The organism is Peribacillus frigoritolerans (assembly GCF_040250305.1).
Classification (GTDB): Bacteria; Bacillota; Bacilli; order Bacillales; family DSM-1321; genus Peribacillus.
Genome location: NZ_CP158190.1, coordinates 3010757 through 3027584, shown reverse-complemented (window position 1 = coordinate 3027584; position 16828 = coordinate 3010757). Strand labels below are relative to the sequence as shown.

The window sequence follows — 16828 nt, the reverse complement described above, 5'->3', positions numbered from 1 at the left end:
TAGAGGATATTCTATATTTTTATTGCTAAAATAAACGCTAAATTAAAAGACTTAGAAAAACATTCAAAAAAGCATGGGGAGTGGATTTAATGAGAGATGTAGGTATTGTAATGCCAGTTTACAAGCAAGATCCAAATTATCTAGAATTAGCATTACGTTCGGTGCTACAACAAACCTACGGAAACTATTACTTAGTAATTGTATCGGATGGGGCTCCATCTGATACAGTTGAAGTAATCCAAAAGGTAACTAAAGGGGACGATAGAGTACACCTTATTTTGAAAGAAAAAAATGAGGGAGTGGCAAAGACATTAAATATAGGATTTGATTATTTTATGCAAGTTGAAGAGATTAAATATTTCACTTGGGTTTCCAGTGATAATATTTATTATCCTACGTTTGTAGAAAAGCTTCGGAATGCATTGGAAAAAGCTCCAGAAAATGTAGGTTTATCATATAGTAGCTTTCGTCATATTGATCACTACGGTCATTTTTTGAAAGAACCTCAATTAGAGGAATTTTATAAATACCAAGATCAACCAAAAGAAAATTTACTTGATGTTTGTTTTATAGGGGTTTCCTTTATGTATAAAAAACAAATTGCCGCGATGATAGAGGGCTATAAGTTAGAACCAGTTGAAGATTATGAATACTGGCTTCGGTTAACAGAATATTGTGACATTGTTTATATAGCAGAAGCTTTGATGGAATATAGAACTGACTCTCCTTTGAGCGTGTCGGCACAGCTAAGAAATTCCAAAGCACAACATCGTAGATGGAGATATGCTTTTAACCTAGCTAGACAGCAAGCCAGAAATCGAAGAAATATTCCTTTTATGTTAACAATTATTTACCCTATTCTAGACGGTTCTGAAAAAACAATTGAAAAGTTAGAACAATTGTTGGAACAATCATTTAGTAATTATAAGTTAATTATTATCGATAGAACTTTAGAGCATTCTGCAGTTAAGATAATTCAGAACATAGAAGATCCGAGAGTTTACTTTATTAAATTACCGGGTGCTACAGAAAAAGATGCCATTCTTAAAGGTTTGAATATAGCAGACACGCCTTTCACACTGATTTATGGAAAAGGAAATTTCCCTTCATCAACATTCTCCCTATATGATCTTATTATTAAAGGCTCTGAAACAAAAAAACAATTAGATTTAGAAAAGGAACCTTTTGCAATTATCGAAAAGGGCTATCGCCTTACAGGCTATCGCTCTCTTATTTTAGGAGAAGAACCGGGTTTTGGGGAGCTCTATGATACAAAAATATTTAAAAAAAGTTTATTACAAAAGGATACGAATACCATTCTTTTACCAAGGATATTAGTGAATTCAGTACCAAAAAGTGGAACTCATCTGTTATTACAAATAATTCTTGGAATTCCTGGAATAAGAAGATCTAACTTTTGGGTCTTTGAAGAGCAGCATTTAGAAAAGATGGAAACAGGATATGTAAACACAGGGCATTTCGGCTATTCATCAGAAAGAGAAGAAAAGATTAGCGAAACAGATATAAAAGCTATATTTATATGTAGAGATTTGAGAGACGTTGTTGTTTCACTTGTTCATTTTGTTATGTTAAACAAATATAACCACCCTTGGAATCCATATATGAAGAGTCATTTAAAGAGCCATGATGAACGACTTATGGCACTTATTAAAGGGGTTAAGCTTAGCAAAGAAGAAGAAATGAAATATGGAATAGATATGTTACCTAGCATTTATGAATTTACGATTCAATTTCTAGGATGGGCAAAAGCTGAAGGAGTTTGTTTTGTTACTTTTGAAGAACTTACTCGGAATAATCATTCACAAAATGAATCGATAATGAAAATTATAAATTTTTTATGGGGAGACCTAAAACAATTAAATTTAACAAAACAACAACTGTTAGAGAAGATGAAACAAAATATTAATTATCAAGCTTCAGATACATTTAGAAAAGGGAAAATAGGCGATTGGAAAATAGAGTTTAATGAAGAACATAAGAAAGCCTTTAAAGAAATCGCAGGAGACATTCTTATTCAATTAGGATACGAAAAAGATAATGACTGGTAAATATCATTTTCTGATTACTAAATAAGTAGGACAGAAATTTGAAACGGTATGAACTTGTTTTTTCGTTGTGGAAGACTCATTCAGAGTGAGAATATTTACACATAGCAAATGTGCTTCCGATTGTTTAGTGAATAATGACCAAAAAACTCCAGGAAGCTTATGTTCTTAACCAATTGAATATTAAGCTTCCGTTTTTGAGTGTATGAATAATAGGGATTCAAAATTGTTTGGTTAACAGATCGGTTAAAAATGCCCGGGTGTTTGAATCTTCATTACTCATACAAAATAAATTGTGTGAAAGGAGAATCTACATATCTTACTAGAAATATGTGGGGTAATTTGTAAAATCGATGGCTAAAAGGAAAATTACCTTGTGGGGACAAAAATGGGTGTAGGATCTTGCCATAAAAAAATAAATAACGAATCTTTGCTAGTTAGAATATAGATTATCCAAACGCTTTAAAGCTCATAGTTAATAAAATGAAGGTAACTAATTGCTCCTACGAGGGCTGGTAGTTTTCCTTGTATGAAAGAGAGGAAATGTTCTTTCGTAAGGCAATACATTTACAGTCATCATAATCAAAAGAGAGGTTAAAGCTAAAATTCAAAAAGATACATTTGTTTAATAAATCCTTCAAATGTACAAGCATTTTAGGAAATGTCTTCATATATTATTGAATAGCCATCAAGAAAGGATGATGAGTATTGGTTAAGTTACTTGATGCGAGAACTTCCCAAAATGCTAGTTATGCTAACTCTATTGGAATTCTTGTATCTACAACACCTCAACTTTTTGCTAGACTAACTCTTAATGCAGCGGGTGCAACAGGACTTGTACGCACTCAAATATCTGGAACAGTAACGGTTCAGCTTCCACTTTTACCTGTTGCTACGTCTATTACCATGACGATAGTGAGGGGAAATAATCCAACCGATTTCCTTGTTTATTCAGCACGGGAAGATCTTGAATTATCAATTTTAGGACCTCAGATACTATCATTTTCAGCTTCTGATTTTAATGTTCCCATTCCCGCTAATAACCAAGTTGTATATACGGCGTTCATAACAGCTAGTGCAATAGGAACTATAAGAGTAGGCCCCGAAAGCTTCAATGCAACAATATATTCAGATTAAATAATTCGATATCAAAATAGATTTAAACTATTAATCTTATAAAACATTGAGAATTGAGAACCGTAATATATAATTGAAGAGGCCATAAATATATGTTAATTCTTTAGGGGCAGCTCTAATGGCCCCTGCAAAACAGGATAAATAAAGAAAAATTAACATGTAGAAAAACCGCTTCCTTTTGAATGGAAGCGGTCATTCCTTTTATGGTGTATTCTCACCTCTAAATCCAACTAAAGGCTGGAAAGTGGAATGGGTCTCAATGATTTGTATTTTTAAGTTCTTGAATCATGTTTATAAAGTTTTCCGAGTATTTACCTGGAGAGAAGTTTGTTTCAATGTGCTCGACAGCCTTTCGTCTAATTCCTTCTCTTAAGGGAATGTTTGACAATAACTCATTTCCTTCTATTTCTGCCTGATCGATATTTCCCTGATCGAAAAATTTTCCTGTTTGATTATGTTTGATAAAACTGCGTACCCCATCAGAGTCTGTTGATAGGACAGGGCATCGACAAACCATTGCTTCCAGAACTGCATATCCAAATCCTTCTACTTTTGAAGTAGAACATAAAAAGCCACCTGAGTCACCAATGATTGAAAAATATTCAGCCATTTTACTATGTGGCTGATTTACATACATGGTAAGGTTGCTCTTCAAGTTTAATTCGTTAACTTTTTCTTCGAAAGCTAATCTCTCTTCTTGATTTGATAATGTGTCATCTTCAAACATCCAAAGTTGGATAGAAGGATTTTTAGTGATTAATTTAGACCCGATAGATAAAAAGTCTTTCCAGTTTTTATTTTCCTCCAACCTTCCTACCCAGCCAATAATGGGGTTCTTCCTTTTTTTGTGTATCTGATATTTAAAATCATCTGTATTGAAGCAATTATGAAAACAAAATTTTTTCTTATTGGGAAAATAAGTCTCAAATGCTTGAATAAGATGAGGTGTTTGGGGGTACAAAATTGCGTCACAATAATCATCTATTATGGTTGCGTGAACTTGTAAATAATTATTTGCATATTCTTTGTTGAAACCTAACCCTTGATTTTCGTAAATTAAAATTCCCTCGTACCCAAAATTCTTTATTGTTTGTAATAGCACAAGATCGGAAGCAACAACAATAGCATCATAATTTCCATTTAGGATAATTGATTTAATTTCATCATCGTTATTTGATACAAAAATAGAAGTATTAATTTTGTTTTGTAGTCCCGTTCCATTTTGTGTATATAAAAAGTGACAGTTTATTTGTTCTTTTGAAAGTGCATAAAAGCGTTGTCTATTTAATGTTTCAATTCCGCCGCTCGGAACAAAAAAAGTAAACAAGACATTCATGTCTCTTTTCGGCTTTTCTGAATTTTCAGGTGGGTACCAGTCTGCTCCTTCAATCGTCCCGTCGTTTTTATTAATGGTTGAATCGTGGGCGATTATACCGGTACCTTCATCCAATTTCCAATAGCCAAAAAGAGCTGGTTCATTCCCGGTAAGTTTTTTACTCATATTTTGTTGGATTTCATGGGGCCTCCTTGCTGTGCTCCAGATTCGTATTTCATTTAGACCACCAACATAAAAGCTTAAACCCTTCATTCCCGCAAAAACTCCCGAAGGAACTACTGTTTTTTTTCTACTGACTTTTCCCGTTTTAGTATATCTTCCATTTATATATAATGTGGGTTTTTTATTAGTATATACAACAGCAATATGCGTCCAATCATTTATTGGGGCTTCGTGAACTAAAGTCGCAGGTAAATGGTCAATTGTATGCTCATATACTGAGATTCCATTTGTTCCAACCGATACTCCAACACCTGCCCGAGTACCATCCCCATCATCGTATGCTCCAAATACCGGTACGATGGCAAATCGCTCGTTAATAATTTTTGAGAAGCCGCTTGTAGCTATTTTTTTGACTTCATGAGGAAGTTCTGGTTTTGCCCAGAATTCTATGGTAAATGTATTTTGAATTTCTGTGAATAGTCTTTTTTTAGTCGTTATGGTGCCATTCTTTTGGAAAGCAGGAAAAGTGTTGTGTTGCATAATTGAAAACCTCCAGCAATTTTTTTAAAAAGAATCAAATGCATGTTTATGTAATGGGGCTAGTTTATGTACATTAATTCAGCACTTAAGTTGTTATAAATGGTGGAAAGCTTTTATCAATATATGTCCTTTTTCCAATTTTTAGAATGTATTACAGATAAGAGACTGGATTTATTGGTTATTATTGGAAAGCGTAATCTGTTAATAATCGCTTTATCGGGCTCATATATTACGAGTATAACTATGCATCCTTAAATAGGGTTCACTGTTCTTTGAAGGAGGGGGAATGTGCATAAAGTATCGATTGTTGTTCCTTTCTATAATTGTCCATATATCGATAAAGCTTTGGAGAGCTTGTTCAACCAAACCTACAAGAATATTGAGATTATCGTAGTCAATGATGGTTCTACATTATATTCAGAAAAAATCGATCCGTTTCTGGATGAAATAATATATATCAAAAAGGAAAATGGGGGAACTGCCAGTGCATTGAATACCGGCATCAAAAATGCAACAGGTGATTATGTATGCTGGCTTAGTTCAGATGACATCTTTTACCCTGAGAAGACAGAGATCCAGTTGGAAGCAATGGTAAGGGAAGATGCACGATTCAGTTATACCAGTTATTACTGCATTGATGATAATGGCGAAATCATTACTCCGATTATAGGGATATACCCACCTAATCAGCTTGAACTTATTAAAGCAATGATCAGAGGAAATATTATTAATGGCTGCTCGGTCATGATTCACAGGAAGGTATTTGAGCTCATCGGAATATTTGATGAGTCACTTCTATACACACATGATTATGATTTATGGTTGCGGATCTTGCAAAATTTCAAATTTCACTTTGTGCCTCAACCGCTATTACTATATAGGATTCATACAGAAATGGGCTCTAAAAAGCATGAAGGCCTCATTAAAATGGAAAATAGGCTGGTGGTTAATCGACATCATGCCAAAATGAAACAATTATTGGTAAATGAACTTAGGAAACAACAATAGGTGAGCATGATGTAAAGGAGGTCCCTGTTTTTTCAAAACAGGGACCTCCTTTAGTTGTTGGAAGGGCCTGACTTTCATCACGGGACCAGGAGGGTGGCCAAATGAAATTTCCAATTTCATATATGAGTCTATAACATACATAAAGCTCTTTGCATATCTTATAGAAATCATTTTTTTTCCTTAATAAAAAGGGACTGTCACCAATTAAAGCTTTTGTCAGGAAGGGCTTCATTGCGTTAATCGACAGTGGACGAGCGTCAGTGCATTGGTTGATAACACGGGACAACAGGTACGTTATAAAAAAAGGAATGCTTTGTAGGAGGAGAAAATGAGAAAACTCATTATATTTGCGTTTATCGGATTTCTGGCTCAGCTGATCGATGGTTCATTAGGCATGGCATATGGGGTTACATCCACATCGATGTTGCTGACATTCGGAATCGCACCGGCAGTGGCCTCTGCATCCGTTCACCTATCAGAAGTCGTGACAACGGCCGCATCAGGCATTTCACATATGAAGTTCGGGAATGTCGACCGCCAGGCCCTTTTCAAATTAATCATACCTGGATCTATTGGGGCATTTGCAGGAGCGTGCTTTTTAAGTAACTTACCTGGTGATCTGATAAAGCCATACATTTCGATATTTCTGCTGATTCTTGGTGTGTATGTACTTTTCCGCTTTTTAAGAACGTCTACGACAAAAAGTGAAAAGAAATCAATTAATCTTACAAGAAAAAAATCGATCACCTTGGGATTGATAGCGGGCTTCGCAGATGCAACGGGTGGGGGCGGTTGGGGTCCTATCACAACTCCAGTCCTATTATCCCAAGAAGGTGTTCCTGCCAGAAAAGTGGTTGGTACAGTTGACACTAGTGAGTTTGCAATTGCTGTTTCCGCAACCCTAGGGTTTCTCATTGCATTAGGTTGGCAGGAAGTGAACTGGTTTTGGGTAACCTCCCTGATGGTAGGAGGAATTATTGCTGCCCCGATTGCTGCATGGATCGTTACGAAATTGCCATCTTATTTATTGGGAGTCCTTGTCGGGGGTTTTATCATTTTGACGAATGCTCGAACGCTGCTTGCCACATGGTCTCTTCAGGATCATTGGGTCACCGTCATATATATGCTGATATTGATCGGGTGGGCAGGTTCTTTGGTATTTGTCATCCGGAACAACAAAAAGGGGTTCCATAAAGATTAAAGGGGAGATAGCGTGAGTAGACAAAAGAATATCCATCAACATCCTTTTTCCATTACGAAAGAGCTAAGGCAAGCTCAGCACGGACATAAAAGCTATATTCTTTGGTTTACTGGTTTATCAGGGTCAGGTAAGTCCACCATCGCCAACATGGTCGAGGCAAGACTGCATGCGATGGGAATATCGACATATATTTTAGATGGAGACAATCTACGGAATGGATTAAATGAAGACCTTGGTTTCAGCTCTGGTGACCGTAAAGAGAATATAAGGCGAATCGGAGAGGTCACCAAACTATTTGTGGATAGTGGAATAGTAGTATTGGCCACTTTCATTTCGCCTTATGCAAGTGACAGGGAGGATGTAAGAAAAAAAGTACAACAGGATGAGTTTATTGAGATTTATGTAAAGTGTCCCATCGAAGCCTGCGAAAAACGGGACCCCAAAGGATTGTACAAGAAAGCTAGAAGTGGGGAAATCACCTCTTTCACAGGCGTTTCGGCTCCATATGAAGAACCGGAAAATCCGGAGATACTAATTGAAACCAGTCAATACACCATTGAAGAATGTGTGCAGCAGGTCATGAACTATTTAAAGGATAATGATCTTTAACATCTACATGGCCGAAATTGAAAAAGAGAATATGAAAAAAACCAAATCAAATGAGTGAGGGGTTATAAATGAAGGTTCAAAGAACCAGTATCGATCCACATGGCGGGAAACTGATTCAACGTGAATTATCAGGAAAAGACCGTGTGGAATACTTGGAAAAGTGTAAATCCTTATCGTCCCTGACCATCTCGAAATGGAATATTTCCGATCTGGAAATGATTTCAAACGGAGCGTTCAGCCCGCTTGTAGGATTCATGGGAAAAGAGGATTACCGAAGTGTCATTAAAGATATGCATCTGGCAAATGGCTTGCCATGGACGATACCGATCACTCTTCCTGTCACGAAGGAAGAGGCAAGTCGGCTGAACATTGGCGATGAGGTCGCTTTATACAGTGATGACGGGGAACTTGCTGGTATCATACAGGTGGAAGAAACGTTTGCATACGATAAACTGAAGGAAGCAAAACTCGTATATAAAACAGACGATCCCAATCACCCTGGGGTTAAAAAGCTGTTTGGACAAGGGGATATCTATGTTGCCGGACCAATTTATTTAATAAATGGGTCATCGCATGAGCCATTCGGGGAATTTCTTATGAGCCCTTCCGAAACGAGAAAGATGTTCACGGATTTAGGTTGGAATACTGTGGTCGGTTTTCAAACGAGGAACCCAGTACACCGTGCACATGAATACTTGCAAAAAACTGCATTGGAAACCGTTGATGGACTATTATTGCATCCTCTTGTCGGTGAAACGAAAAAAGATGATATACCTGCTGATGTTCGGATGGAAAGCTATCAAGCCTTACTAAAAGGCTACTATCCAATGGATAGGGTTTTACTTGCCATATACCCAGCAGCAATGCGCTATGCTGGGCCCAGGGAAGCAGTATTTCATGCAATTGTCAGAAAGAATTATGGGTGCACACATTTTATTGTCGGCCGAGATCATGCGGGTGTAGGCAATTATTATGGCACATATGATGCCCAAGAAATCTTTAACCAGTTTGATCCGCTGAAAATTGGCATAAAACCTCTATTCTTTGAACATAGCTTTTACTGCAAAAAATGTTTGAATATGGCTTCCTTGAAAACATGTCCCCATAAAGATGAAGATAGGTTTATATTAAGTGGGACCAAAGTGAGGGAAATGCTCCGGAACGGCCTTGTCCCGCCACTTGAGTTTACACGTCCTGAAGTGGCCGAAGTTCTTATTAGAGGCATGAAAATAAATGAAGGCGAGTAAGCTATTGTAAACGCGTTTAGATTTAGTATTTTTTAAACTGGCGGAGCAGTATAGTCCGAGTACAGTTTTTGTAGATTCGTAGATATTAAGTGAAGATCACGAATTGGAGGAGGATTAATGAAAGCGATCGTTTACACCAAGTACGGTTCCCCCGACGTTCTTCAACTGAAAGAGGTAGAAAAACCTTCTCCTAAGGAAAATGAAATACTGGTAAAAGTAAAAGCGACAACGGTAACAATGGGGGATATTCGGTCACGGAGCTTTACAGTTCCACTCTCTGTTTGGCTTCCTGCCCGGATAATAATGGGTTTAAGACGTCCCAAGAAATCCATATTGGGCTTGGAGTTATCCGGGGAAGTTGAGTCAGTAGGTAAAGGTGTTAAGCTGTTTAAAGCAGGTGACCAGGTTTTTGCAGCTTCCCAAGTGGGTTATGGTGCTTATGCCGAGTATAAGTGTCTGCCTGAAGACGGGCCAGTGTCCATTAAACCCAATAATTTATCCTATGAGGAAGCCGCAGCCATTCCAATTGGGGCACGTACAGCATTGTTTTATCTTAGAAAAGCTGACATTCAGAGGGGGCAAAAGGTTCTTGTCTATGGTGCTTCAGGAAGTGTAGGAAGTTATGCAGTGCAAATAGCAAAGTATTTCGGAGCAAAAGTTACAGGGGTTTGCAGTAAAAAGAATATAGAATTGGTAAAATCTCTTGGAGCCGATCAGGTTATCGATTACACTTCAGAAGATTTTTCCAAAAATGGTGAGACCTACGATGTTATTTTTGAAGCGGTAAACAAGAGTCCGTTTTCAGCTTGTATGAAATCGCTGAAGAAGGACGGAACTTATCTAAATGTCGCCAAGCCGTTACCCGGTGTATACTGGTTGACCTTTTTTTGAAAAAAGGAAATCTGATATATGTCACGGTAGTACGTACGGTATTATCGAGGTGTGCCTCTGGAACGATATAAATCTAGTTTTAGCAAAGGGAGTGGAAAAATGTTTCCGATATTAGAGACAAAACGGTTGGTCTTGAGAGAATTGGCTGAAGGGGATGCATTGGATTTATTAAAATGTTTTTCCAATCCAGATGTATTACGACATTATGGGCAACCTCCATTAACAAATACAGATCAGGTGAAGCAAATCATTAGGAATTTTTCAAAGAATTTCGATGAAAAACGTGGTATTAAATGGGGAATTGAATTGAAAGGAAAGGATGGCATTATTGGAACGATCGGATTTCAAGAATGGTTCCATGAACATAAGAGAGCAGAACTGAGCTATGCACTTTTACCAAAATATTGGGGCAACGGTTATGCAACAGAAGCTGTCCGTAAGGTGATTTCTTATGGTTTTAAAGAGCTTGACTTAACGCGTATTGGAGCAATTGTTTTTATTGAAAATAAAGCATCCAATAAGTTGCTGACAAATTTAGGCTTCAAAAAAGAAGGGATATTGAGAGATTACATGTACCAAAATGATGTTTCGTTTGATACTAATCTATACTCTTTAATAACGGTAAAGCCTAAATGAATTAACAAAGTACTAGGAACACTCGCGCCATGCACACAGACATAAGGGAAATTGTTAACTGTTTTATGGGAAACAAAAAATGAAAATTCAGATATATATTTTAAAATTCATTGTTTTCCTGTAAGATAACAATATATAAAAACCCTGTCGACTTACTTAGAAAACGCGAGGAAAACATAAACTATGGAATTCGAAAAAAGTCTTGAAAAAAGTTGGAGCGATCAACAAAATTTAGGTTTAACAGCATATTTTAAGAAAATGAAGGGTGAAGCTAGAGAAAAAGACAGAATTGATTATATGGATTCCTTTGTTTCAGCTATAGGTGGGCTCATTGCTATTATCATTATTAGTTTCATATCTGTCCATTTAGGATATCCTATGGCATTGGCTCCTCTTGGGGCGAGCTGTGTTATTGTTTTTGGTGCGCATAAAAGTCTCTTGTCTCAACCACGTAATGTTATTGGAGGACATATTATCTCTACTACATCTGCTCTTATCATTTGGAGCATCTTTGGTAAAAGCCTGCTCATTATCGGTCTAACATTGGCTATAGTATTGATTATAATGACTTTCACCAAAACTGTTCACCCCCCCGCAGCGGCAAGTGCCCTTGTTTCTATTAATTCCCAAGCTGGTTGGGGATTCCTGATTTCAATTGTAATAGGTACCTTATTATTAGTTTTTATATCGATGATTTATAATAACTTATTTCAAACTAGACAATATCCAAAGCACTGGTTTTGAAAAATTAATATATTAACAAACGCTTAATTTGTGACTGTATTATAGCTCCTCACTAATTTGATAACTGCTTTACTACAAAAAGCGGGGAGGAGCGGCTTTTCCTTACTAATAGAATTAAAAACTTACTTACCATCACATTTACATAAAAAATAGCATATGATAATGATTTGATAAAGCTTGATGGGCAGTGATGAAATCCCAGTAAAAAAGGTGAATGTTATGTCTGATCCAGAAAAAGGAGATTCTTATCAAATCAGTTTGTAAAATATTCGCCATCACTCACAGCGGAAAATTTCAAAAAGAAGGAAGTGCAAAATAATAATTCCATTTATCAGCAACTTCTTGTGCAATATCTAACTCTGATAAAGTTACAGCGTCTACTAAATCGGACAGATAAAAATACGCAGCATCCATCCAACGATCATAATCCGAATAATGCCTTCATAGGACATAGCATCGTAGGTCCCCGAGGAATAAAGCTCTTCAGCTAGACGGTGCTTTTAGGGAATCGACTAGACGATGAATTTTCAGAAAGCAAAATTTCCAATATGCTTGACCTTGTGAAAAATAAAATTCACGATTCGCCAGAACGAACGAAATCCGCTATGAATGGGGATTTTATATTTGCCGCTCCATGAAAAGGCAGTCGAGACCGCAAAGGCAATAGGAATAGTCAAATTGGACAAGAAAAAAAGCAGTTTTCTAAATGCTTACGAAAGTATTCAAAAAGAAGTCGATACAGGAAGGATTGGATTTAAACGCAAGCATGTAAGATGTTAAAATAAGCACTTTTTTATTAATTCCTTATCGGGAAAGTTTTTGAACAAATGAGCCTGTATCCACCTTGGATCAGGCTTGTTTGTATATATAGAAAATTAATCACGAGAGATATTACGTTTTTAGACTTTTAAAAAAATCATCCTTGAATCTGCGATTGTCTAGAATTCTTTTTGAAAATCACCTTCGCTTTAAAATAAGAGAACAAATAACAACCTATAATCACGATACCACTACCAATTCCTTGTACCCACGTCATTTTTTCACCTAATAATAGGAAGGCTAAAATTGCAGTAAAAATAGGATTGAAATTCAAGAAAATACCTGATGTTGTTGTACCTAATTTTTGTACACCAATGTTCCAAAGTACCATACATGCTACAGTTGAGATAACGCCTGTATATAAAATAGATTGTATGAAAGAAGTATTTATATTAGAAACTGTAAAATTAGAAAAATTAAACGGAAGAAGAACTATAAGTCCAAATATACCAGAATATAATGTAGACATCATGGGTGTTGTTGTTATCATTGCCCATTTGCTACAAACGGAATATATTCCCCAAACGCATACAGCAGCCATCATATATAAATCACCTGTATTAAATCGTAATGAAAGGAAAAGATCAATATTTCCTTTTGAAAGTACAAGTATTACGCCAATAAGCGAAAATAACATAGAAAACATTTGTAGAATATTAATTCTTTCTTTTAAAAAGAAAAATGAAAAAACAGCAATTGAAATCATGTTTAATGTTGATATTAATCCAACATTAGTCGCGGATGTTTTCTCCAATGCTACAAATTGTAATAGGTTAAATAGAACCACACCTGTAATTCCCATCAAAAATAAAGGAAGGATTGCACTTCGAGGAGGAAATATCTTTTTTTCTTTCCACCATACAATTGGCCAAAGACAACTAATAGCAATGATCCACCTTAAACTTGTCAACGTCATCGGAGAAGCATGACCGACAAGCGATTTACCTACGACAAAGTTTCCACCCCATAATAAACTTGTTAAAAGTAATAACGAAAAATAATAATATTTCATATCTTTTTGCTCCTTTTCATCTTTCACAGTTTAAGTGAAAAAAGATCGAAGCCATTGTGCACAATGACATTTCAATTTTCATAATTAATTACTAATAATTTTAACATTTTAGTTCGTTAGTTAATATGTTATTTTGTATAATAGAAGAAACTTAAAATAATATTAAAAAATATTGCTGATATACAGAATTAAATTAAGTTTTGGCTTTTAGATGATACCGTTTTTGGAACATTTGTAAAAGGAGTGACTATAAGTGGAATCTATCGTAAGCAAGGTTCTAGATAATGTTGATATTCAAATTTTAGATTTACTGCAAAAGGATGCACAGTTAAGCAATACTGAGCTTGCAAAGCGTGTCAAATTATCTCCACCAGCTATACATTCAAGGATAAAACGTTTGGAAAATGAAGGGTTTATTAATGCACAAGTAGCAATTTTAAACCAGGAGAAGCTAGGTTTTGATTTATTATGTTTCATTTTTATTAGTACGAATATACATCAAGCTGAAGAACTGGAAGTTTTGGAAAAGGCGTTAGCTTCTATGTCGGAAGTATTAGAGTGTCATTGTTTAACAGGTGAGTATGATTATCTTCTAAAAGTGGCTAACAAAGATCGGAAGGAATTAGAAATATTTATTAGAAAGTTAAATAAACTAGGTATAACAAAAATTCAAACTAGCCTAGCTCTCAGAGAAATTAAATATTCAACAGTTTTACCCATATAGGAAGAAAAGTCCCGTTCGTAAAAGTACACATTATCGAACGTTTTTGATAGAACAAGAGAAAGAGAGAAGTAGAAGAAAGAATAAAAAAATGAAGTCCTTAAATTTGGAAACATAAAGTCTGCAGCAAGGATCAAAATGAAGAACAGCAACATCAGGCCATGAAATAAAAGGGTTTGGAGAAAAAAATAGCCTTTCTAAAGAGAAACATAGGCTATTTATTCATTATCAATTTATATTAGTAAATATAAATCCATTCTGCTCAACTAGTTTAAGCAATGAGCCTTGCATCGATTAAAAAGCAGTGCACTCTTTATGAGTTGCACTGCTTTTTAAAATTTTATCCCGTTTATTATGGTCTTTAATTAGAAAATCGGTATTAAAGTATAGCTGAAAGAATCATTATCTTTATTTATTTATTTAACAAAACAGCTTCTTCATTACTAGGTTGTAAAGCTATTTGCAGTGCTCTTTTTTCTTCATCGTTTAAAGGGACCATCGGTAAGCGGACACCTCCAACATTTAACCCCCGCATATTTAATGCTGATTTTACTGGTGCCGGGCTTGGTGCAGCAAATAATGCTTTCATGATTGGAAGAAGTTTACGATGCGTAGAAGCAGCACCTTGGACATCACCATTTTTAAAGCTATTGATCATTTCTTGCATTTCATTACCAATTATGTGTGAAGAAACCGAAATAATACCTGTTCCACCGATGGCTAAAACCGGTAATGTTAACCCATCATCGCCGCTGTACAATGTAAAATCACTAGTTGTTTTGCTAATGATTTGTGCCATGGCATCTAAGTCACCACTAGCCTCTTTTACTGCCACGATATTGTTGATTTTCGAGAGGTTAACAATCGTCTCTACTGACATGTTTACAACACTTCGTCCTGGAATATTATAAAGCATTACCGGTAAAGATGTTGATTGGGCAATAGCGCTAAAGTGCTGAAATAATCCTTCTTGAGACGGCTTGTTATAGTATGGGGTAACGAGCATGATTCCGTCGACTCCTGCTTCCTCTGCATGCTTTGTCAAGCTGATAGAAGCTTTCGTATTATTTGAGCCAGTTCCAGCTATGACTGGAACTCTTCCATCAACAACTTCTACAACAAATTTGAATAATTCTACTTTCTCTTCTTGAGTTAATGTAGGGGACTCTCCAGTTGTACCAGCTATTACTAATCCATCAGAACCATTAGCAATTAAATAATTCACTAAAGTTCTCGTAGCATTAAAATCAACCTCATCATTATGATTAAACGGGGTAACCATTGCGGTTAAAACTTGGCCAAAATTCATAACTTCACACCCTTTTGTATAATTTTTTAAAAAATATTCAGAGGTGGTTAGGGCCATTCAGGAGTAAACGCAAAAAAGCAACAACGAGGATTCGCTGCTGCAGTAGAAACAATATTTACCAAAAAATGTTTCCGCGCATAAGATAGCCCTCCATATAGTTTCCTATATGACAGTCCTGTATTTATTCAATAGCAGAACCAGCTTCAAGAACATGAGATTCTTTCCGCTTCGGCAAATTCCCCTTTCCACAATAGTCATAGGATCTCATTCTCCTCAAAATGTGTACTAATGGTCTTTGCTCCTCTATCCTCACTTCAAAAAGTATGAAGTAAGAAAATATTTAATTGACTGTAATATAACAAGGAATCCTTTCTATTGCAAGGCCAATTTAGAAATAATTTTTAGAATACATGGATTATCAATGGAAATGGATACGGTATAGGGCTGGATTCTTTTTTAGTATTATGTAATCTCAACATTTATAGATTTATAAAACAAACTGTGTGAAAGATTTCAACCTTTTATAGTCAGTTTTGACAATAGATATATCTTATAGAAGGTATCAAGGTGGGGGAGGACAGCAAGATATGAAAATCCGTGACGTAGGAAGCAAGAAAACGATCGCTTCAATTGTCAGTAGGATACCATTGATTCAGGATTGGAACGAGATACATATAAACAGCATACGTATCTCGTTCCAAATCCATGAGATGAAATGAAAAAAGCCATTAAGATTCGTGGGGGTGTTAACAAAGAAAATTGATCACGCATTGAACTGCGAAATGGATTGTGCATAGTAGGCAAAATGGGAAAGATGGCAAAAATGCAATTCAACCGTCGTTAACAGGAAGTTTTCATTAGTATCTCATTAATAACGACCGGTGTTCGCAGAAATAATGAGAGCCCCGCTTGAAGAATAAATACCTGCTTTGGCCAAAGCATTATACGGATCTAAATTCCATAATTGTGCAGTATAACATGATGTCTGCCCTTTCATTATCCATCCGTTTCCACCGGAACTAGCACAACTTGTAAATGCTCTCTTAGTCGTGCCATTAAAACTGTCAACCCAAACATTTGCATAATAATCGTAAGGAGCAGATGAATAAAACTTTAAGTAACCCCACGCCGTATGACAATACGCACTTCCTTTTAGTTGCACATATCCAATTTTCACACCGTTTTTATAGATATATTCTGTTTCATAGGTGATTGGGCTTTTAGAAGCACAACCTGTCGAATAAGGGTTTGTATTATCGTAGGACAAGGCAAATGCTTTATTGATCGGTGCAATCGCAAAAAACACTCCAAAGACAAGAGTCATTACCATCACAATATTTAATAATTTTTTTATAATAACCTCTCTCCTTTCCTTCTTCTAGACTTTACC

At 36.0% G+C, this 16828-nt stretch carries 14 protein-coding genes, 2 pseudogenes and 1 riboswitch; of the genes and pseudogenes, 12 read left to right on the top strand and 4 right to left on the bottom strand.

The window, feature by feature from the left end:
• Positions 1–89 precede the first annotated feature (89 nt).
• Positions 90–2069, top strand: a complete 1980-nt coding sequence (locus ABOA58_RS14820) for a glycosyltransferase (RefSeq protein ID WP_350298999.1) — start codon at positions 90–92, stop codon at positions 2067–2069.
• A 705-nt stretch (positions 2070–2774) separates the two neighbouring features.
• Positions 2775–3203, top strand: a complete 429-nt coding sequence (locus tag ABOA58_RS14815; RefSeq protein ID WP_350298998.1) for a hypothetical protein — start codon at positions 2775–2777, stop codon at positions 3201–3203.
• A 256-nt stretch (positions 3204–3459) separates the two neighbouring features.
• Here the strand turns inward: ABOA58_RS14815 and ABOA58_RS14810 are convergent, their stop codons facing one another.
• Positions 3460–5241 carry a glycosyltransferase gene (locus ABOA58_RS14810; RefSeq protein ID WP_350298997.1) on the bottom strand — a complete coding sequence of 594 codons (1782 nt, stop codon included), beginning with the start codon at positions 5239–5241 and terminating at the stop codon, positions 3460–3462.
• Positions 5242–5529: 288 nt separating this feature from the next.
• Between ABOA58_RS14810 and ABOA58_RS14805 the strand changes: the two genes are divergently transcribed.
• From ABOA58_RS14805 to ABOA58_RS14765, 8 genes and pseudogenes are all read left to right on the top strand, one after another.
• On the top strand, positions 5530–6249 hold the full coding sequence (locus tag ABOA58_RS14805) for a glycosyltransferase family 2 protein (RefSeq protein ID WP_350298996.1): 720 nt from the start codon (positions 5530–5532) through the stop codon (positions 6247–6249).
• A gap of 328 nt (positions 6250–6577) precedes the next feature.
• Entirely contained in the window at positions 6578–7450 is an 873-nt protein-coding gene (locus ABOA58_RS14800) for a sulfite exporter TauE/SafE family protein (RefSeq protein WP_350298995.1), read from the top strand.
• Between the two features lie 12 nt (positions 7451–7462).
• On the top strand, positions 7463–8059 hold the full coding sequence (gene cysC / locus ABOA58_RS14795) for an adenylyl-sulfate kinase (protein ID WP_350298994.1): 597 nt from the start codon (positions 7463–7465) through the stop codon (positions 8057–8059).
• 68 nt (positions 8060–8127) lie between these two features.
• Entirely contained in the window at positions 8128–9306 is a 1179-nt protein-coding gene (sat, locus tag ABOA58_RS14790) for a sulfate adenylyltransferase (protein WP_350298993.1), read from the top strand.
• A gap of 117 nt (positions 9307–9423) precedes the next feature.
• Positions 9424–10185 (top strand): annotated as a pseudogene (locus ABOA58_RS14785) (NAD(P)-dependent alcohol dehydrogenase); the annotation flags it as partial.
• A gap of 111 nt (positions 10186–10296) precedes the next feature.
• Positions 10297–10833, top strand: a complete 537-nt coding sequence (locus tag ABOA58_RS14780) for a GNAT family N-acetyltransferase (RefSeq protein ID WP_350298992.1) — start codon at positions 10297–10299, stop codon at positions 10831–10833.
• Between the two features lie 183 nt (positions 10834–11016).
• The gene (locus ABOA58_RS14775; protein ID WP_350298991.1) at positions 11017–11577 is read left to right on the top strand and encodes an HPP family protein; all 561 of its coding nucleotides are present in this window, start codon (positions 11017–11019) and stop codon (positions 11575–11577) included.
• Positions 11578–12074: 497 nt separating this feature from the next.
• Positions 12075–12357: pseudogene (locus ABOA58_RS14765) on the top strand (DNA alkylation repair protein); the annotation flags it as partial.
• A 136-nt stretch (positions 12358–12493) separates the two neighbouring features.
• On the opposite strand, the gene ABOA58_RS14760 reads toward ABOA58_RS14765, so the two are convergent.
• The gene (locus ABOA58_RS14760) at positions 12494–13408 is read right to left on the bottom strand and encodes a DMT family transporter (protein ID WP_350298990.1); all 915 of its coding nucleotides are present in this window, start codon (positions 13406–13408) and stop codon (positions 12494–12496) included.
• Between the two features lie 253 nt (positions 13409–13661).
• On the opposite strand from ABOA58_RS14760, the gene ABOA58_RS14755 reads away from it, so the two are divergent.
• Positions 13662–14132, top strand: a complete 471-nt coding sequence (locus tag ABOA58_RS14755; protein ID WP_350298989.1) for an Lrp/AsnC family transcriptional regulator — start codon at positions 13662–13664, stop codon at positions 14130–14132.
• Between the two features lie 409 nt (positions 14133–14541).
• Here the strand turns inward: ABOA58_RS14755 and dapA are convergent, their stop codons facing one another.
• The gene (gene dapA / locus ABOA58_RS14750; RefSeq protein WP_350298988.1) at positions 14542–15438 is read right to left on the bottom strand and encodes a 4-hydroxy-tetrahydrodipicolinate synthase; all 897 of its coding nucleotides are present in this window, start codon (positions 15436–15438) and stop codon (positions 14542–14544) included.
• 135 nt (positions 15439–15573) lie between these two features.
• Positions 15574–15752: riboswitch (Lysine riboswitch) on the bottom strand.
• 273 nt (positions 15753–16025) lie between these two features.
• Here dapA and ABOA58_RS14745 point away from each other — a divergent pair.
• Positions 16026–16157: a hypothetical protein gene (locus tag ABOA58_RS14745; protein ID WP_350298987.1), complete on the top strand. Its 132-nt coding sequence runs from the start codon at positions 16026–16028 to the stop codon at positions 16155–16157.
• Between the two features lie 149 nt (positions 16158–16306).
• On the opposite strand, the gene ABOA58_RS14740 is transcribed toward ABOA58_RS14745, so the two are convergent.
• Positions 16307–16762, bottom strand: coding sequence for a DUF2690 domain-containing protein (locus ABOA58_RS14740; RefSeq protein WP_350298986.1), 456 nt, complete (start codon positions 16760–16762; stop codon positions 16307–16309).
• Positions 16763–16828 lie beyond the last annotated feature (66 nt).